General features: G+C 60.3%; 11 protein-coding genes. 4 read left to right on the top strand and 7 right to left on the bottom strand.

Translation table 11 applies throughout. The annotated features are described in order from the left end of the window. Positions 1-260: 260 nt before the first annotated feature. From DBP26_RS23395 to DBP26_RS23405, 3 genes are all read left to right on the top strand, one after another. On the top strand, positions 261-1610 hold the full coding sequence (locus tag DBP26_RS23395) for a TolC family outer membrane protein (RefSeq protein WP_108239926.1): 1350 nt from the start codon (positions 261-263) through the stop codon (positions 1608-1610). A 67-nt stretch (positions 1611-1677) separates the two neighbouring features. Continuing rightward, positions 1678-3831, top strand: coding sequence for a type I secretion system permease/ATPase (locus DBP26_RS23400; protein ID WP_108239925.1), 2154 nt, complete (start codon positions 1678-1680; stop codon positions 3829-3831). Beyond that, positions 3821-5194 carry an HlyD family type I secretion periplasmic adaptor subunit gene (locus tag DBP26_RS23405; protein WP_108239924.1) on the top strand — a complete coding sequence of 458 codons (1374 nt, stop codon included), beginning with the start codon at positions 3821-3823 and terminating at the stop codon, positions 5192-5194. Before DBP26_RS23400 ends, DBP26_RS23405 begins: the two co-directional genes overlap by 11 nt. 875 nt (positions 5195-6069) lie before the next feature. On the opposite strand, the gene DBP26_RS23410 is transcribed toward DBP26_RS23405, so the two are convergent. The 3 genes from DBP26_RS23410 to DBP26_RS23420 form a co-directional block, all read right to left on the bottom strand. Further along, entirely contained in the window at positions 6070-6360 is a 291-nt protein-coding gene (locus DBP26_RS23410; protein WP_256602036.1) for a DUF2845 domain-containing protein, read from the bottom strand. Between the two features lie 21 nt (positions 6361-6381). Continuing rightward, on the bottom strand, positions 6382-9333 hold the full coding sequence (locus DBP26_RS23415) for a DUF748 domain-containing protein (RefSeq protein ID WP_177411122.1): 2952 nt from the start codon (positions 9331-9333) through the stop codon (positions 6382-6384). A 114-nt stretch (positions 9334-9447) separates the two neighbouring features. Beyond that, complete coding sequence (locus tag DBP26_RS23420) at positions 9448-10464, bottom strand: class I SAM-dependent methyltransferase (protein ID WP_108239921.1); 1017 nt, start codon at positions 10462-10464, stop codon at positions 9448-9450. 578 nt (positions 10465-11042) lie between these two features. Between DBP26_RS23420 and mgtA the strand changes: the two genes are divergently transcribed. Then, on the top strand, positions 11043-13754 hold the full coding sequence (mgtA, locus tag DBP26_RS23425) for a magnesium-translocating P-type ATPase (protein ID WP_108239932.1): 2712 nt from the start codon (positions 11043-11045) through the stop codon (positions 13752-13754). Positions 13755-14047: 293 nt separating this feature from the next. Here mgtA and DBP26_RS23430 read toward each other — a convergent pair whose 3' ends face one another. The 4 genes from DBP26_RS23430 to panB form a co-directional block, all read right to left on the bottom strand. Next, a complete protein-coding gene (locus DBP26_RS23430; RefSeq protein WP_108239920.1) occupies positions 14048-15226 on the bottom strand; it encodes an acetyl-CoA C-acetyltransferase in 1179 nt (392 codons plus the stop codon). 254 nt (positions 15227-15480) lie between these two features. Then, a complete protein-coding gene (pgi, locus tag DBP26_RS23435) occupies positions 15481-17145 on the bottom strand; it encodes a glucose-6-phosphate isomerase (RefSeq protein ID WP_108239919.1) in 1665 nt (554 codons plus the stop codon). Positions 17146-17451: 306 nt separating this feature from the next. Beyond that, positions 17452-18312 carry a pantoate--beta-alanine ligase gene (gene panC / locus DBP26_RS23440; RefSeq protein WP_108239918.1) on the bottom strand — a complete coding sequence of 287 codons (861 nt, stop codon included), beginning with the start codon at positions 18310-18312 and terminating at the stop codon, positions 17452-17454. Then, complete coding sequence (panB, locus tag DBP26_RS23445) at positions 18309-19109, bottom strand: 3-methyl-2-oxobutanoate hydroxymethyltransferase (RefSeq protein ID WP_108239917.1); 801 nt, start codon at positions 19107-19109, stop codon at positions 18309-18311. The genes panC and panB overlap by 4 nt, the downstream gene beginning before the upstream one ends. Positions 19110-19130 lie beyond the last annotated feature (21 nt).

A 19130-nucleotide genomic window follows, 5' to 3' on the forward strand; every position in this document is an offset into this window, starting at 1 on the left:
ATTTGGCGTCAATTTATTTTCAGTCAGTGTCGGCTTGATGATTAAGTTTGTGCCAAAGTATTGACCTATTACGCGACATCCTAAACAATCGCGTCCGTAATGTCACATTGATATTTTCTGAGATCGCGTATTTCTGTTGTTCGCTCCCAGAGACCCTTCAGAACAGCCTGGCTTAGCCGATCTCTTACACAAAGTCTCTCTTGCAGTGCAGCAGTGACTGCTGCGTTTTCGAACAAGTACGTTCCCGGGAAGTAACCAACATGCGTAAGCAAATTCTCACTGCTGTACCCTTCATCCTCTCGGCTGGCTTCGTGCAGGCACAAACCTTGCCAGAAGCGATGCAGAAGGCCATGGAAGTGCATCCCGAGGTTCAGGCAGGCGTCAACGCCCGTATTGCGCAGGACTACGCGGTCCGTGCAGCGAAGGGCGGTTACCTGCCACGCGTCGACGTGACAGCGGGGTATGGCCGTGCGGGTTCGGATACGCCGACTACCCGAGCTCAGAACAATGGTGACCACTGGCAAACACTGAACCGCGGTGAGTCTGCGATTCGTTTGCGTCAGATGCTGTTTGACGGTTTCGCAACAAGTAACGAAGTTGGGCGTCAACAAGCCACCGCCAATTCTCGGGCGTACTCTTTGTTGAATACTTCCGAGCGCACTGCGCTGACAGTTGCCCAGGTATATATCGATGTTTTGACGCAGCGTGAAATGGTGCGTCTGGCCGAAGAAAACCTGAAGAGCCACGAACGTATCTACGACCAAATCAAACTGCGCACCAGCCGTGGCGTTGGTCGCATGGCCGACATGGATCAGGCCGACGCCCGTCTGGCACAGGCTCAGAACAACCTGATCACCGAACAGACCAACCTGGCCGACGCCCAGACCAACTACCTGAGCGCCATCGGCCAACTGCCGGACCAACTGGAAAAGCCTGCACCGTTCGCCATGATGCCGGCCGATCTTCAGGAAGCGCGCCAGCAAATGCTCGACAACAGCCCGGTACTGCGTTCTGCCGAGGCTGACATTGCTGCGGCGGAGAAACAATACGCCGCCGCCAAGTCGACATTCTCGCCGCGTTTCGATCTGGACCTGGGCCGCAACGCCGACAACAACGTCGGGGGTGACGAGGGTCACAACAACGGCTGGGAAGCGATGGTGCGCATGCAGTTCAACCTGTATGCCGGTGGCAGCAACAAGGCCGACCTGACCTCCAAGTCGTATCTGGCTTCCCAGGCGCTGGACATCCGTAACAACGCCCTGCGTCAATTGAACGAAGAACTGGGCCTGGCCTGGAACGCCTACAACAACGCGTCCCAGCAAGTTCCAATCGCCCAGCAGTACGTCGATCGCGCCACCAGTGTCCGCACGTCGTATCAGCAGCAATTCAGCCTGGGAGAGCGTACCCTGCTCGACCTTCTCGACAGTGAGAACGAACTGTTCACGGCTCAACAGCGCCTGGTGCAGCTGCAAAGCCTGAAAACCTATACCCAGTACCGCATTCAGGCGGACATCGGCACCTTGCTGAAAAGTCAGGGCGTCGTCGCGCCGCTGGCATCGGTTGTGCAGAATGATATAAAGCCGTCGGTCAAACTGCCGGGGATGAACTGATTCTTGACGCTTTCCGCTTCCGTCAGGAGCCAGGTGCTTTTAACCGCTAAAGAAAGAGAGTGTCAGCGTGGATTTGGAATTACCTTCGGTTCAATTAGGTCATGATCCCCGCAGCCAGCATGACGATCCCCTGCTGGACGGCTTGCTGACACTCTGCGCCCTGCATCACAAACCGGCGAGCCGTGCGATGCTGAGCACGGGCCTGCCGCTGCCGGATCAGCGTTTCACCCCCGATCTGCTGCCTCGCGCAGCCGCTCGCGCCGGCTTGCAAGGTCGTTTGCTGGTACGCCGACTGGATCAGATTCCCGCCATCGCACTCCCGGCCATGCTGCTGTTGAAGGAAGGGCGGTGCGCGGTGCTTCTGGGCTGGACCGACGACGTTGCACGGCTGCTGATCAGCGAAAGCGACGGCGGCGAAGTGCATGTCGAGCGCGAAGCGCTGGCCAAGGATTACAGCGGCAAGGTGTTTTTCGCACAGCCGCAGCATAAATTTGACGCAACCCGCGGCTCGATCATTCCGCGGGCGCGCTCCTGGTTCAAAGACACCCTCAAGCTGTCGCGCTGGCTTTACGCCGACGCGATCGCTGCCAGTTTCGTCATCAACCTGATTGCGATTGCGGCCCCACTGTTCGTCATGAACGTGTATGACCGAGTCGTGCCCAACCAGGCCACTTCCACCTTATGGGTGCTGGCCGCCGGTATCGTCGGCGCGTATTTGTTCGACCTGGTACTCAAAGGCCTGCGCAGCCTGTGCCTTGACCTGGCGGGCAAAAAGACTGACCTGATCATTTCCGCGACGCTGTTCGAGCGCATCGTCGGCATGGCGATGAAGTTCCGTCCCGCCAGGGTCGGCAGCTACGCGCAGAACATCCACGAATTTCAGGGCATGCGCGATTTCCTCACCTCGCTGACCCTGACGAGCCTCATCGACCTGCCGTTCACCCTGATCATTCTGCTGGTGATTGCGCTGCTGGGCGGGCACTTGGTGTGGATTCCGATCATCGCGTTCCCGCTCGCGCTGGGCATTGGCCACTTGCTGCAAAAACCCCTGACCGCCACCCTCGAACGCACGATGGCGTTGGGCGCCGAGCGTCAATCGAGCCTGATCGAGACCCTCTCCGGGCTCGATGCCGTCAAGGTCAATAACGCTGAAAGCGAGCGCCAGTACCATTGGGAACACACCATCGGCACCCTTAGCCGCCTCGAACTGCGGGTCAAGATCCTGTCTGGCCTGGCGATGAACATCACACTGCTGATTCAGCAACTGGCGGGCGTGGCGATGATCTGCTTCGGCGTGTACATGATCATCGACGGCAATCTGAGCATGGGCGGGCTGGTGGCCTGCTACATGTTGAGCGGTCGGGCATTGGGCCCACTGGCGCAGTTGTCCGGGCTGCTGACCCGTTACCAGCAGGCCAAGGTCACCATGGTCTCGGTGGACCAGATGATGGAGCTGCCGCAAGAGCGCAACTTCGAAGAACGTCCGATGAGCCGCCAGGTGCTGCAGGGCGCGATGGAGTTTCGCAACGTTGAGTTCACTTATCCGAATCAGCAGAACCTGGCGCTGAAGAACATCAACCTGGTGGTCCGGCCCGGCGAGAAGATCGGCATCATCGGCCGTAGCGGCTCGGGCAAGAGCTCGCTGGCCAAGCTGCTGGTCGGCCTCTACCAACCCGACGAAGGCTCGTTGCTGGTCGATGGCGTGGACATTCGTCAGATCGACGTCAGCGAGTTGCGTCACAACATTGGATACGTGGCGCAGGACATTCAACTGCTGGCAGGCTCGCTGCGCGACAACCTGGTGTCCGGCGCGCGCTACGTCGACGATGAAATGGTCCTGCAGGCTGCAGAGCTTGCAGGCGTACACGAATTCGCCCGGCTCCACCCACAGGGTTACGAGTTGCAGGTGGGCGAGCGCGGTCAGAACCTGTCAGGTGGTCAGCGGCAGAACGTGGCGCTGGCCCGGGCGCTGCTGCTCAACCCGCCGATTCTGTTGCTGGACGAACCGACCAGTGCCATGGACAACACCGGCGAGGAGCGTTTGAAACAGCGCTTGCAAGCCGTTGTCGAGAAAAAGACCGTGATTCTTGTCACCCACCGAGCTTCGTTGCTCTCTCTGGTCGATCGCTTGCTGGTGATCGACCGTGGCCAGATCCTTGCCGACGGTCCGAAAGCGGCCGTAATGGACGCATTGAAGAAGGGGCAGATCAGTGTTGCTTAAATCGGGTCAAGACACCGGCGGCGGGCTGTTCGGTTATTTCAAAGGCACGCCGTCCCTTGAAGGGCAACCAATGCCCGAGGTGAAGAAGGCTTTTCTCGATGATGTGCCGCGCATCGTGCGTTACACCATCTGGGGCGTCATTCTGTTCTTCGTGTTTTTGGTGCTGTGGGCCCACTTCGCGGTAATCGACGAAGTGACCAAGGGCGAAGGCAAGGCGATTCCCTCGACCAAGATCCAGAAAATCCAGAACCTGGAAGGCGGGATCGTCGCGCAGATTTATGCCCGCGACGGGGAAATCGTCGACGCCGGTGCGCCCTTGATCCGTCTGGATGACACTCGGTTTGCCTCCAACGTCGGAGAGACCGAAGCCGATCGGGTGGCCATGGAGCTACGGGTCGAGCGCCTGAGCGCCGAGGTGGATGACCGCCCGCTGAACATCAGTGCCGACGCGCGCAAGTCGGCGCCCAAGCAGGCGGCCAACGAAGAGTCGTTGTACCAGAGCCGCCGTCAGCAGTTGGTCGATGAGATCGGCGGGCTGCAGCAGCAACTGATACAGCGTCAGCAGGAATTGCGCGAGTTCGGCTCCAAGCAGGAACAGTACCGCAACAGCCTGAACCTGCTGCGCCAGGAAATCGGCATGTCCGAGCCGCTGGTTGCGCAGGGCGCGGTCTCGCCGGTGGACATCCTGCGTCTGAAACGGTCGGAGGTCGAGACGCGCGGTCAACTGGACGGCACGACCTTGGCGATCCCCCGGGCTCAGGCGGCGATTGCCGAAGTGCAGCGCAAGATCGACGAGACCAAGGGCAAATTCCGCAGTGACGCGCTCACCCAGCTCAACGAAGCCCGCACCAACCTGGCCAAGGCACAGTCCACAGCCAAAGGGTTGGAAGACCGAGTCAACCGCACCATGGTGACCTCGCCGGTGCGCGGTATCGTCAAGCAGATGCTGGTGAACACCGTGGGGGGCGTGATCCAGCCAGGCAGCGACATTGCCGAGATCGTGCCGCTGGACGATACCTTGCTGGTCGAAGCGCGCATCCGCCCGCAGGACATCGCGTTTCTGCACCCGGGTCAGGAAGCGATGATCAAATTCACGGCCTACGACTACACCATCTACGGCGGGCTTAAAGGCAAGCTGGAGCAGATCGGCGCCGACACCATCCAGGATGAAGAGAAGAAGAACACCTTTTACGTGATCAAGCTGCGGACCGAGCGCAGCCATCTCGGCACCGATGAGCATCCGCTGTTGATCATCCCCGGCATGGTGGCGTCGGTGGACATCATCACCGGCAAGAAGAGCATCCTCAGCTACCTGCTCAAGCCTGTGCTCAAGGCCCGCGCCGAGGCCCTGCACGAACGCTAAGGGCTTTTCGTAGGAGCGCGCTTGCCCGCGATTGCGTCAGTTCAGACATCGCGATGACTCTGACCCTCGGTTATCGCGGGCAAGCGCGCTCCTACAGGCGGACGGCGCTGCGATCTATGTACCCTGTTTTTTCCCAAACCTGTGTTCAAGGCCCGCGCCAAGGCCCTGCACGAACGCTAAGCGGCTTTTTTGTAGGAGCGCGCTTGCCCGCGACTGCGTCAGTTCAGACACCGCGATGTCTCTGACCCTCAGTTATCGCGGGCAAGCGCGCTCCTACAGGTGGATGGCGCTGCGATCTATTCGCCCTCTTTTGCTCAAGCCTTTGCTCGAAGCACGCGCCGAGGCGCTGCACGAACGCTAAGGGCTTTTCGTAGGAGCGCGCTTGCCCGCGATGGCGTAGTTCAGACACCGCGATAACTCTGACCCTCGGTTATCGCGGGCAAGCGCGCTCCTACACGTGGATGGCGCAACGATCTATGTACCCTGTTTTTCCCAAACCTGTGTTCAAGGCGCGCGCCGAGACCCCGCACGAACGCTAAGCGGCTTTTTTGTAGGAGCGCGCTTGCCCGCGACTGCGTCAGTTCAGATACCGCGATGACTCTGATCCTCGGTTATCGCGGGCAAGCGCGCTTCTACAGGTGGATGGCGACGCGATCTATGTACCCTGTTTTTCCCAAACCTGTGTTCAAGGCGCGCGCCGAGGCCCTGCACGAACGCTAAGCGGCTTTTCGTAGGAGCGCGCTTGCCCGCGACTGGGTCAGTTCAGGCACCGCGATAATTCTGACCCTCCGTTATCGCGGGCAAGCGCGCTCCTACACGTAGATGGCGCTGCGATCTATATTTGATGGCGGGGGTTCATTCGGCCAGCCAGCGGATCAACGGCCGCGTTTGCTGTCGATCCTCACTAAGCGCCCGCCCTCGAACCGCAGGTATTGATACATCCCGTTATTCGGTCCGTAAATCCACTCTTGGACCTGCACTTGATCGACCTGACGGAAGTGGTTAACGGTTTCCTTGTACCCCACGATGTCCTGGCTGATGGGCTGTCCGCACTTCTGTTGCACCTCGAACATCCGGTCGCCCGCGCTGATCAACTGACTGCCGCAACGCAACGTGTCGGCCTGCGTGGTGGTGCTCAATACCGTAAAGCCGATAGCGGCCGCCATTAACAGGGGTTTCAGCATGCGTTACTCACTGTCCAGATGCAGGGGGCTGATGACGCGGCCGTCTCGTTCCGGTTGGCCGAGGGAGGTGTCGACGAAGTACACGCGATCGTCGGCCAACTGCCCTTTGTCCACGAGGTAATCCTTGATACTGCCCGCGCGCGCCTGACCCAACTGGCGCAACAGCAATGCGCTGGAACTCCAGGACTTGAGGACGGCCTCGCGCAGTTTGTTCTGTCGCTCTTCTTTGCCCAGCTCTGCCCATTCGGCAGGAGGCTGTTGTTTGAGGCGCGTGCGGTAGATCCCTTCCAGCATCGGCGCTTTTTCATCCTCCGGCACTTTCAGGTCGCCCGCCTGCGCGGGGACTTTATCCCCTCGCCGCTGGAGAATCTTGTAGTAGGTGCTCTGGTATTCGCGCTCCAGCCGTTGCTGGGCGATCAACGGACCGTCGCTGGCTTCGGCGCTGGTGCCCTCGATTTCCAGACGCAGCGCCGGACGTTCTTTCAGCGCAGCGGCCAGTTTGTCGAGCGAGGCCTGCGCGTCGCCGCTCAATTCATCCGAGCCTGGTGCGAAGGCGACTGTTCCCAGATCTTGCGAGCCACCCCCGGCGATCAGCCCACCGATGAACTTGAACGGCGCGGCGGCGGCTTTGACCACCAGGTTGCGCAACGTCTGCCAGACAATCGGCATCACGCTGAACTGAGGGTTGTTCAGATCGCCAGAAACGGGCAATTCAATGGAAATCTTGCCATCCACGTCCTTGAGCAGGGCGACCGCCAGTTTCAATGGCAGGTTCACCGCATCCGGGCTGTCGACTTTTTCGCCCAGTTGCAACTGCTCGACCACCACCTTGTTTTCGGCCTTGAGCTGGCCTTTCGTGATCAAGTAATGCAAGTCCAGATTCAACCGGCCTTTGCGGATGCGGTAACCGGCGAATTTTCCGGAGTAGGGCGTCAGCGTGGTGAGTTCGACGCGGCGAAAACTGGTCGCGATATCAAGGCTGGCCAGCGGATTGAATGGGTTGAGGGCACCCTTGATGGTGACCGGCGCGTAGCGGTCGACCTTGCCCTTGATATCCACCGGTGCCGGTTTGTCCTGACGGTTGTCCAGCGTGCCGATCTTACCGTTGAGCTGCTGCACAGCCGTCGCGAAATTCGGGGTCAGGCTGAAATCGGCGAAGTTGGCCGAGCCATTGTTGATGTTGACCTCGCCGATGTGGATGCCCATGGGTTTGGTCGCAGGCGTCGTTTTTGCCTGTGCAGGTGCCTTCGGCGCATCCGCGGGCTGCGGGATCAGCAGGTCATCGATGTTGGTGGTGCGGTCGTCGGCAATCACGAATCGAGCGTAGGGTTGTTCGATGTTGATTGTGGCGATGCTCAGGCTGTCACCCAACTGAAAGTTCAGGCCGTCGACATTCAGGCGCTGCCACTTCACGAAGTCGCGAGATTTGAGGGTGTCCAGCGTGTGCAGTTGATCGACCTGCGCCTTGCCGGTAATGCCCAGGGCCAAGGGCTCGGTGCTCTTGAGGTCGACCGCCAGGTCGCTGTTCAGCATGCCGCTGCGCACTTCCAGGCGAATGAACGGGGTGACATAGGCTTGGGCCACGCGCAGGTCGATGTCGCGGGTGGTGACATCGAGTCTGGCGCGTACCGGCGCCAAGTTGACCTCGCCCTCGGCCGTCAGCTTGCCCTGTTTGCCCAGCCCGGTGTCGAGCTTGAGGGTGAAAGGCGACGTGTTGAGGCTGTCGAAATGCTTCAGGTCCAGGTTGAGTGGGCCGACCTCCAGCGCGACAGGCTCCTTGGGGACCTTGTCAGCCAAGTGCACGCGGTAGTCGCGCAACTGAGTGTCGAGCAGCAGCACCTGCCACGGTTTGCTGGGTGCGGAGTCCTTCGTGGCGGTGGTTTCAGCGCCGGAAGCCGTGGCAGGTTGCTGTTTCTCGGCCTCGGCTTTCTTTCTTTCGCTCTTTGAGGGTTGGCTGGCGAAAAGCTTCTGCCAGTCAAGCTGACCATCGCTCTCACGTGCGGCCCAGGTTTCCAGGCCCTGGCTACGGATTTTTCCTACGGTGACCAGTTGCTTGGCGAGGTCGACCGTGGTCTCGCTGACTTCCAGATTCTTCAAACGCACCAGCGGACGGCCGTCCGGGGCGTCGATCGCGAATGGCGCCACCTTGATGGACGTCTTGTCCAGCCGCAGTTCGGTTTCCTTGGCGAGGTTGAGTGTGTAATGCGTGTTGAGGTTCAACACGCCATCTTTCAGGACCAGAGGCAATGCGTCGCGCACGTAGGGCCACCACACCTTCATTTTGCCATCGGTGACTTTCAGCGTGCCCTCTGAGGTGATGGGAATCAGACTGACGCGGCCTACCCAGTCGATTTGTCCGCCATCGGGGCCCGCGGCCACCAAGGTCATGTCGGCGTTGTCTTCAGGCAGGGTGCTGAGGTTTTTCAGCTCGAAATTCAGGGCGTCATAAAGGAATTCGATAGGCTCGCTGGGGCGTCGATCCTCGAAGTGCACATAACCGTCGGCGAGCTTGATGTCATCGATGCGCAGCGGAAACGGCTTGCTCGGCGGTTCATCGGGCTTGGCAGGCTCGCTGGGTGGCAATTTGAAGAGACCTGCCAAATTGAGCGTGCCGTCCTTGGCGAACAGCAATTCGGTCTTGGGCTTGTCCAACTTCACAGCCGCCAGGTGAAGCGCTTTTGTCCACAGGCTGTCGATCTGCAGGTTGGCGTACAGTTTCTCGAAGGCGATCTGTTCTTTGCCTGGCGTCCCGATGTTCAGGCCCCACAGCGTCACTTCCAGCGTATAGGGATTGAGTTCGAGGCGGGTCAGCGTGGCGGGGACGGTGGCGTAATTCGCCAGTTGCTGGTTGATCACCCTCAGCGCGATGCCTGGCAGGATGAAGAAACCCAGCAAACTGTAAATAGCGAAGGCGGCCAGCAGGGCAGCGAGGGCGCGTTTCAATCCTTTGGGCATACGGGTCGCCAACTCTCTCTCGATATGAGGTGCCTTTGAGTATGGCACGCCAATCTGGTTCCGAAGTCGATTGCCCCGCCGCTTGTGGGAAAAATCCGTTTTGTCAGCGCTGAGTCAAAGCTGCAAGATCAATGTCTTGAGCGGGGGCTGTTGGTCCAACGACGGAAAATCGGCGGCAGGTGTCAGCACCTGCCAGTCGCGGACCGGCCGTCCGATCTTGGTCGCGCAACGCAGCACTTGGTCTCGCCAGTCCTCCATGTTGACCTTCGCCAGGTTATTGCAACAGATCAGCACGCCGTCCTCGGCGGTCGTCAGCAGGGCCGGCTTGAGGAGGCTTTGATAGTCGCGCAATAGATCGACCGTGCCGAACGCGCTCTTGGCCCAGGCCGGAGGGTCGAGCAGCACGAGGTCGAACTGACGAGGCTCTAGGCGTACATACGCGGGAAGCTTCTGGCCACGGCGGGCCGCGACCGGCAGCCCTGCCCATTGGCGGATCGCAGGGAAATAGTCGGACTGCACGAACTGCATCTCGGGCAGGTGCGGGTTGAGTTTACCGTTCTCCCGGCCCACGGCCAGGTTGCCTTCGGCGAAGTCCAGGTTGCACACCTCGCGCGCGCCGCCGGCGGCGGCACTCAAACCCACGCCACAGGTGTAGGCGAAGAGGTTGAGCACGCGTTTGTCGCGGGCGTGATCCTTCACCCAGCCCCGGGCATTGCGCAGGTCGAGGAACAGCAGCGGATCCTGGCCTGCATGGCGCCCGCGAACCCGATACTTGAGGCCCCATTCGTGCCCGATCATGTCTTCCAAAGCTGCGTCTTCGGCTTCATAGATGGGGTCGGTGCGATCGACACGCGAGTTGCCTTGGGAGCGGTCGTTGTAGACCAGCTTCAGATCCAGGTCCAGACGGGCGTTGATGGCAGCGTGGGCGGCCAGCAGCGAGTCGCGATCCAGCGGGCTGTGGAAACTCTGCACCAGCAGTTGCGGGCCATAGCGGTCAATGGTCAGCCCGCCCACGCCTTCCTGACTGCCATGAAAAAGCCGATAGCAATCGGTACCTTGAGCCTGCAACTCGGCAATCAGGGCGTGACGATGATCGAGGGCGACGCTGAGCGCCTGATTCAAGGAGGACATGCGCAACGCCTTGGGGCAGGGGTGAAGCGCGGCATTCTAACAGCAAGGCCAGCAGGATGTTGCGGTGGACGCCGCCCTGAGAGATACATCGCTTTGTCTGATAAATGCAATCGCGGGCAAGCGCGCTCCTACAAGTTGGGTGTCACCGAAGATATCGGCATGTTCTGTAGGAAATCCCCTTCCTGAACCTTCCCTGAATCCCCGTGCAATAGTCTCCGCAGCCCTCGGAATGGCGGTTTACTCTCACAAAACCCGGGCGTATTCTTCGCCCGTTTTCAACCAATGCGGAGACCCTCAGTGGGTACTTGTTCGAGTGACAGTCGTCAGCCGGTATCGATGACCGGCCAACCTTCGGCAAGATAACGCGCAGCCTTTCCACTGCCGTTGTCTCGCTGACAAATGCGAGAAACGGCAGGCCAGTTTTTTCCTGTCCTTTCCCTGACGCTTATCCCACGTGCGCCATTTTCCGGGCGTGCGGGGGCCGTTGTGCGCTGTTTCCTTGCGAAGGGCGCACCGCGGGCTCGGCTGTGCTCCTGACTCTCCATGAGCAGTAGCCCTTCAGTCCAGGGGACACCATGATGAAATTCACCCTCCTGAAAGAATTCTTCGCAGGCTTTCTGCGGACCCGTCACTACGCCCGGCATTTCCGTCGGCGCGCCATGCTCGACAGCGTGACCGACGCCACGGTCAGCCGCGAAGTGCCGCCAACCCTGGCGCAAACCCTGATCCTTGGGGCCGGCAGCAAAGTGCCCGAATTGCTCTCCCGTCTTGGCAGCCATCACGACGGCCTGAGTGAAGACGAGGCCGTCGCACTGCGCCAACAGCACGGGCTCAATGAAGTCGAGCACGAACAACCCCTGCCGTGGTGGGTGCATCTGTGGCATTGCTACAAAAACCCGTTCAACCTGCTGCTGACCCTCCTGGCCCTTATCTCGTGGCTGACCGAGGACATGAAAGCCGCGACCGTGATCTTTTCGATGGTGGTGCTCTCGACCCTCCTTCGTTTCTGGCAGGAAGCCCGCTCCAATCAGGCCGCTGACGCGCTAAAGGCGATGGTCAGCAACACCGCGACCGTATTGCGGCGTGAAGACGGCAGGGCGCAGCGGATCGAGCTGCCGATCAGGCAGTTGGTGCCGGGCGACCTGATCGTGCTGTCGGCAGGGGACATGATTCCCGCCGATTGCCGCGTACTCAGCGCCAAGGATCTGTTCGTCAGTCAGGCCGCAATGACCGGCGAATCCCTGCCTGTAGAGAAGTTCGCCCGCCGTCAGGAAGTCGATACCGGCAACCCTCTGGATCTGGAAAACATCCTGTTCATGGGCACCAACGTGGTGTCGGGTGCGGCGACCGGAGTCATTCTGACCACCGGCAACAACACCTATTTCGGCGCCCTGGCCCAACGTGTCAGCGCAACCGATCGAGTGCCCACCTCGTTTCAGGCCGGGGTCAACAAAGTCAGTTGGCTGCTGATCCGCTTCATGTTCGTCATGGCTCCGCTGGTGCTGTTCATCAACGGCTTCACCAAGGGTGACTGGATGGAAGCGCTGCTGTTTGCGTTGTCCATCGCTGTGGGCCTGACCCCGGAAATGCTGCCGATGATCGTCACCTCGACGCTGGCCAAGGGCGCGGTGTTTCTGTCGCGCAAGAAAGTCATCGTCAAACGGCTGGACGCGATTCAGAACTTCGGCGCGATGGACGTGCTGTGCACCGACAAGACCGGAACGTTGACGCAAGACAAAATCTTCCTCGCTCGTCATGTGGATGTATGGGGCGACGAATCTGACGACGTGCTGGAAATGGCTTACCTGAACAGCTACTACCAGACCGGGCTGAAAAACCTGCTGGACGTGGCCGTGCTGGAGCACGTGGAAATCCATCGCGAATTGCAGGTGGGCACTGCCTTCAGCAAGGTCGATGAGGTGCCGTTCGACTTCAATCGTCGGCGGATGTCGGTGGTGGTTCAGGAGCAAGGTCAGCCTCATTTGCTGATCTGCAAAGGCGCGCTGGAGGAAGTGTTAGGCGTTTGCAATCGTGTGCGCCATGGTGAAATCGAAGAAGCGCTGACCCCGGAACTGCTGGAGCGCATCGTGCAAGTGACAGCGGGTTTCAACGAAGAAGGGCTGCGCGTCGTGGCCGTCGCGGCGCGTTCGATGGCCGCGGGACGGGACGCTTATGGCTTGGCCGATGAGAGCGACCTGACGCTTATCGGTTATGTGGCTTTCCTCGATCCACCGAAAGAAAGCACCGCGCCTGCGCTGAAGGCGTTGGCCGAGCATGGCGTGGCGGTGAAAGTGCTGACCGGCGACAACGAACGCGTCACCGCGAAAATCTGCCGTGAAGTGGGCCTTGAGCGTCAGGGGCTGTTGTTGGGCGGCGACGTCGAACGGATGAGCGATGCTGAACTGGCCGTGGCGGTGGAAACCACCAACGTATTCGCCAAGCTGACGCCTTCGCATAAGGAGCGCATTGTGCGCCTGCTCAAAGCCAACGGCCATGTCGTCGGTTTCATGGGGGACGGCATCAACGACGCCCCCGCGCTGCGCACTGCCGACATCGGCATTTCCGTGGACAGCGCGGTGGACATCGCCAAGGAAGCAGCGGACATCATTCTGTTGGAAAAGAGTCTGATGGTGCTGGAGGAGGGGGTGCTGGAAGGGCGTCGCACCTTCGCCAACATGCTCAAGTACATCAAGATGACGGCCAGTTCCAACTTCGGCAACGTGTTCTCGGTGCTGGTGGCGAGCGCGTTCATTCCGTTTCTGCCGATGTTGCCGATGCACCTGCTCGTACAGAACCTGCTGTATGACATTTCACAGATCGCCATCCCGTTCGATAACGTCGACGATGAACTGCTGCAAAAACCGCAACGCTGGCAGCCTGCGGATGTGGGACGCTTCATGGTGTTCTTCGGACCGATCAGCTCGATCTTCGACATCACCACCTTTGCCGTCATGTGGTACGTGTTCGGCGCCAATACGCCTGAACATCAAACCCTGTTTCAGTCGGGCTGGTTTGTGGTGGGGTTGCTGACCCAGACGTTGATCGTGCACATGATACGCACGCCGAAAATCCCGTTCCTGCAAAGCCGTGCGGCGGTGCCGTTGATGGTGATGACCGGTGTGATCATGGCGATCGGGATCTTTCTGCCGATGGGGCCGCTGGCACACTACTTCAAACTGCAAGCGTTGCCACCGCTGTACTTCGTCATTCTGCCGCTGATTCTGCTGGCGTACGTGGGGCTGACGCAGGCGGTGAAGGGCTTCTACGTGCGCAGGTTCGGATGGCAGTGATGCCGGGTTGACCACGGTCATTTGTAGGCGCGCGGTGGCTCGCGATTGCTGTGTGTCAGACACATCGCTGACGCGGATCCACCGCTGTCGCGGGCAAGCGCGCTCCTACAGGCGAGGTCAATGACCTAGAGGAGTGTGCTGATTATTCCCACGCGCAGCGTGATCATGCCCACGCTCTGCGTGGGCGTGACATCCCGTGACGCTCTGCGTCACATTGCGCGGGGACGCGGAGCGTCCGAAGCAGCATTCCCACGCGGAGCGTGGGAACGATCATTGAATGATCATTGAAGGGGTTAGCGCGCCAACGCCAGCGCCACGCCCTGGCCACCGCCGATGCACAGCGTGGCGAGGCCTTTCTTGGCATCGCGCTTGATCATTTCATGCAGCAGGGTCACTAACACGCGGCAGCCTGACGCGCCGATCGGGTGGCCGATGGCGATGGCGCCACCGTTGACGTTGACCTTGTCCATGTCCCAGCCCAGCTCCTTGCCGACCGATAGCGACTGCGCCGCGAAGGCTTCGTTGGCTTCGATCAGGTCCAGCTCATCCAGCGACCAGCCCGCTTTGTCGAGGCAGCGGCGGGTGGCGCTGACCGGACCGATGCCCATGATCGCCGGGTCGACACCCGCATTCGCATAAGCTGCGATACGAGCCAGTACCGGCAGGCCCAGCGCTTCAGCCTTTTTAGCGCTCATCAGGATGACGGCAGCGGCACCATCGTTCAGCGATGACGCGTTACCAGCGGTCACCGTGCCGTCTTTCTTGAAGGCCGGTTTGAGTTTGGCCAGCGTCTCGGCCGTGGTGCCGGCCCGCGGTTGCTCATCGGTCGCGAAAGCAATGGGATCGCCTTTGCGTTGAGGGATCAGAATCGGAGTGATCTCATCGACGAAACGCCCGGCTTCGATGGCGGCGGCGGCTTTTTGCTGCGATGCCGCCGCGAAGGCGTCCTGCGCTTCACGGCTGATGCCGTACTTCTCCGAGAGATTTTCAGCGGTGATGCCCATGTGATAGTCATTGAAGGCGTCCCACAGGCCGTCGCTGATCATGGTATCGACCATTGTCGCGTGGCCCATGCGCAGGCCGGTACGGGCACCCGGCAGCACGTAGTTCGCCAGGCTCATGCTCTCCTGGCCACCGGCAATAATGACGTCAGCGTCGCCACAGCGAATGGCCTGCGTTGCCAGGTGCAAGGCCTTGAGGCCGGAGCCGCAGACCTTGTTCAGGGTCATCGCAGGGACGGCAAAGGGCAGGCCGGCCTTGATCGACGCCTGACGCGCAGGGTTCTGGCCTGCGCCCGCGGTCAGCACCTGGCCCATGATCACCTCATCCACCTGCGCAGGGTCCAGGCCGGTCTGGGCCAGCAACTGGCGAATCACTGCGGCGCCCAGATCAACCGCAGGAATGGTCGCCAGCGAACCTTGGAAACTGCCCACCGCGGTACGGGTAGCGGCAACGATGACAACGTCTTGCATGGTACGAACCTCACTGTTGTTGGTGTGCGCGCCGAGGCCTGATGAAAAACGGTAAAGGGCACAGGCCCGAGCAGAGAAATGAAGGGCGCACATGGTGGCATGAATGACGGTGGTAATTTAAGCCCTTTGTCGCTTCGATAAGTGGCGGCATGCTCGGAAAGTCGCCATGCCGCTCCCTGCAATATTTTGCGCGCCCAGAAAAAACCCGCCGCCTCTTGCGAGGGGGCGGGTTTCGGGGCACCACCGAAGGTCGATCAGCCGCGGTGACGGCCGCGGAAGTAATTGATCAGGCCTTGAGTCGAGGGATCCTCAGCGGCTGTTTCTTCTGTGCCAACCAGGCGACTGTAGACGCCTTTGCCCAGCTCTTTACCCAATTCGACACCCCACTGGTCGAAGGCGTTGGTGCCCCAGACCACGCTTTGTACGAACACCTTGTGCTCGTACATCGCCACCAGTGCGCCCAGACGGCGAGGGCTGATGCGTTCGACGACGATGGTGTTGCTCGGACGATTGCCCGGAATGACCTTGTGCGGGGCGACCCGACGCACTTCATCCTCCGGCATGCCCTTGGCGCGCAACTCGGCTTCGGCTTCTTCGCGGGTCTTGCCCAGCATCAGGGCCTGGCTCTGAGACAGGCAGTTGGCATACAGCCACTGGTGGTGGTCGGACACCGGGTTGAAGCTGACGATCGGCACAATGAAATCGGCCGGGATCAGTAGCGTGCCTTGGTGCAGCAACTGGTGGTAGGCGTGCTGGCCGTTGGCGCCGACGCCGCCCCAAATCACCGGACCGGTGTCCGTCTTGACCGGGACGCCGTCCTGTCGAACGCTCTTGCCGTTGGACTCCATGTCCAGTTGCTGCAAGTGCTTGGTGATGTTGCGCAGGTAATGGTCGTACGGCAGGATCGCGTGGCTCTGGGCGTTCCAGAAGTTGCCATACCAAACGCCCAGCAGACCCAACAGCGCCGGCATGTTTTGCTCGAACGGCGCATTCAGGAAATGCTGATCCATGGTGTAGGCACCGGAGAGCAGTTCCTTGAAGTTGGACATGCCGATCGCCAGCGCAATAGGCAGGCCAATGGCGGACCACAGCGAATAGCGCCCGCCGACCCAGTCCCACATCGGGAAGATGTTTTCTTCGCGAATGCCGAACGCCACAGCCGCGGCATTGTTGCTGGACACCGCGATGAAGTGACGATGCAGCTCAGCCTCTGAGCCGCCCTGAGCCAAGTACCAGGCGCGTGCCGCAGTGGCGTTCTTGAGGGTTTCCAGGGTGCTGAAGGTCTTGGACGAAACAATGAACAGCGTGGTTTCCGCGCGCAGTTTGCTGGTCAGTTCGTGCAGTTCAGTGCCGTCGATATTCGCCAGATAATGGCAGCGAACGCCGCGCTGAGCGTAGGACAGCAGTGCCTCAGACACCAGCTCAGGGCCAAGGAACGAGCCACCGATGCCGATGTTGACCACGTCGGTGATCGGCTTCTCGGTGTAACCGCGCCACAAACCGTCGTGAATACGGCCCACCAGGTCTGTCATCTGGTTCAAGACCTTGTGCACTTCAGGCATCACGTTGACGCCATTGACCTGCAACTTGTCGCCCACCGGTCGGCGCAATGCGGTGTGCAGAGCGGGCCGGCCTTCGGAGGCGTTCACCATCTCGCCGTCGTATTGGGCTTTGATGGCGTCTGTCAGGCCGACTTCATTGGCCAGGTCGACCAGCAGCTTGCGCGTCTCGGCAGTGATCAGGTTTTTCGAGTAATCGAGGAACAGGCCGCTGCTGCTCAGGGTGAATTCATCGAAGCGTTGCGGGTTTTCGTTGAACGCGTCGCGCATGCTGAAATTCTGCATCGCTTTGCGGTGTTCGATGAGCGCCTGCCAGGCGGGCAGGGTCGTGACGTCATGAGGGGTGCGGTAGTACGCCATCGCTGCGGGTTTCCTTGTACTTGAACTGCCTTTGGACACTGAAAAGCCAGGCTTGGACACAAATTGGTTAATACGTCAGAGACTAATCCCCGGCAACGCCGATGTCTGCGCCTTGCTTTCCCTTTGCTCGGTACTTTTTCTCACAGTGTGATCTCGCCTTTTGTGGGCGAACAGTATCGATATGGCATTGCGGGTGTGGCTAAGTTCATTGCCCGCGGCCCTGCGAGGCCAGCTTGGCTTCAATTTCATAAGGCCGCTCGGTGGGGTGAGCATAGATGCGAATACAGTCTTGCTCCTTATTCAAGGCTAAGCGCCGTGTTCACTGGTCAGGTGCAGATTGTCGATCAAGCGCGTCTTGCCCAGAAACGCCGCCCCCAGTACGACCCGATCATGATCGTCCGGCGTGGCGGGGCGCAATGTCACGGCATTGCGGATTTCCAGATAGTCGGTCCGCAGGCCTGCGCTGTCGAGGGCTTTTCTGCCGTCGGCCAGAAGCTGCTCGTAATTCTGCTCACCCGCCCTCAGTGCGTCAGCGATGTGTTTGATGACGCGGTACAACGCCGGTGCGACAGCCCGTTCGTCTTCGGTGAGGTAGCCGTTGCGCGACGACAGCGCCAGGCCGTCCGCCGCGCGCACCGTCGGTTCGCCGATGATCTGGATCGGCATGTTCAAATCCCGCACCAAGGCACGCACCACGGCCAGTTGCTGGAAGTCTTTCTGCCCGAAGATCGCGATATCCGGCTGTGCCATGTTGAACAGCTTGCTGACGACGGTGGACACGCCGTCGAAGTGCCCTGGGCGACTTCCGCCGCACAGGCCTTCGGAGACCACGGGTACGCGCACGAGGGTTTGATCGGCCATGCCGTGGGGGTACATTTCTTCCACCGTGGGCGTGAACAGCAGGTGGCAACCGGCCTGCAGGAGTTTTTCCTGATCGGCAGCCAAGGTGCGTGGGTAGGTGGCCAAATCCTCGTTGGGACCGAACTGCAACGGGTTGACGAAAATGCTCGCGACGACGAAGTCAGCACGTTGAGCCGCTTTGGTGACCAGTGCAGTGTGGCCGCTGTGCAGATTGCCCATGGTGGGCACGAGGGCGATACGTTTGCCTTCGCTGCGGGCGCGGGCCACGGCGGCGCGCAGCTCGCGCACGGTTTTTACAGTGTTCATGCCGAGAATCCGTGTTCTGGAGCGGGGAAACTGACGTCTTTGACGGCGCTGACATAGGCGGCGATGGCAGATGGAATGTCCGGCTGGCCGACCATGAAGTTCTTCACGAATTTTGGCACTCGACCGCTGATAGAGAGCCCCAGCATGTCGTGCAGCACCAGCACCTGACCATCGGTGGCGCTACCCGCGCCGATACCGATCACTGGAATCTTGACCGCATGGGTGATTTCCTGGGCCAGTTCACTGGGGACGCATTCCAGCAAAATCATGGCGGCGCCGGCCTGCTCGAGCGTGATCGCATCGGCGCGCATCTGACGCGCCTGCGCTTCCTGACGGCCTTGCACCTTATAACCGCCCAATACGTTGACCGCTTGAGGCGTCAGCCCCAAGTGCGCACAAACCGGAATGCCCCGCTCGGCCAGCAGGCGAATGGCATCAGCCAGCCAGGCGGCCCCTTCGAGCTTGACCATGTGCGCCCCCGCCTGCATCAGCATGGCGCTGTTGGCGAAGGTCTGTTCGGCCGTGGCGTAGGACATGAACGGCAGGTCCGCCAGAATCAGTGCGCCCTGATTGCCGCGTTTGACGCTGGCAACGTGGTAGGCCATCTCTTCGGTGGTCACGGGCAACGTGCTGTCGTGCCCTTGAAGCACCATGCCCAGCGAGTCGCCGACTAACAGCACCTCGACACCTGCTTGGCTGGCGGTGTGGGCGAACGTGGCGTCATAGCACGTGAGCATGGTGATTTTCTCACCTTTCTGCTTCAGGCCCAGCAGGGACGTAACGGTGATATCTGGCATGAAAAAAATCCTCATTCAGGC

It is taken from the genome of Pseudomonas sp. RIT409, assembly GCF_003052515.2.
GTDB lineage: Bacteria > Pseudomonadota > Gammaproteobacteria > Pseudomonadales > Pseudomonadaceae > Aquipseudomonas.

Coding starts and splice junctions, on each gene's coding strand:
- DBP26_RS23395 (WP_108239926.1), top strand. CDS start 261: ATGCGTAAGCAAATTCTCACTGCTGTACCCTTCATCCTCTCGGCTGGC.
- DBP26_RS23410 (WP_256602036.1), bottom strand. CDS start 6,360: ATGGCGGCCGCTATCGGCTTTACGGTATTGAGCACCACCACGCAGGCC.
- DBP26_RS23415 (WP_177411122.1), bottom strand. CDS start 9,333: ATGCCCAAAGGATTGAAACGCGCCCTCGCTGCCCTGCTGGCCGCCTTC.
- DBP26_RS23420 (WP_108239921.1), bottom strand. CDS start 10,464: ATGTCCTCCTTGAATCAGGCGCTCAGCGTCGCCCTCGATCATCGTCAC.
- mgtA (WP_108239932.1), top strand. CDS start 11,043: ATGAAATTCACCCTCCTGAAAGAATTCTTCGCAGGCTTTCTGCGGACC.
- DBP26_RS23430 (WP_108239920.1), bottom strand. CDS start 15,226: ATGCAAGACGTTGTCATCGTTGCCGCTACCCGTACCGCGGTGGGCAGT.
- pgi (WP_108239919.1), bottom strand. CDS start 17,145: ATGGCGTACTACCGCACCCCTCATGACGTCACGACCCTGCCCGCCTGG.
- panC (WP_108239918.1), bottom strand. CDS start 18,312: ATGAACACTGTAAAAACCGTGCGCGAGCTGCGCGCCGCCGTGGCCCGC.
- panB (WP_108239917.1), bottom strand. CDS start 19,109: ATGCCAGATATCACCGTTACGTCCCTGCTGGGCCTGAAGCAGAAAGGT.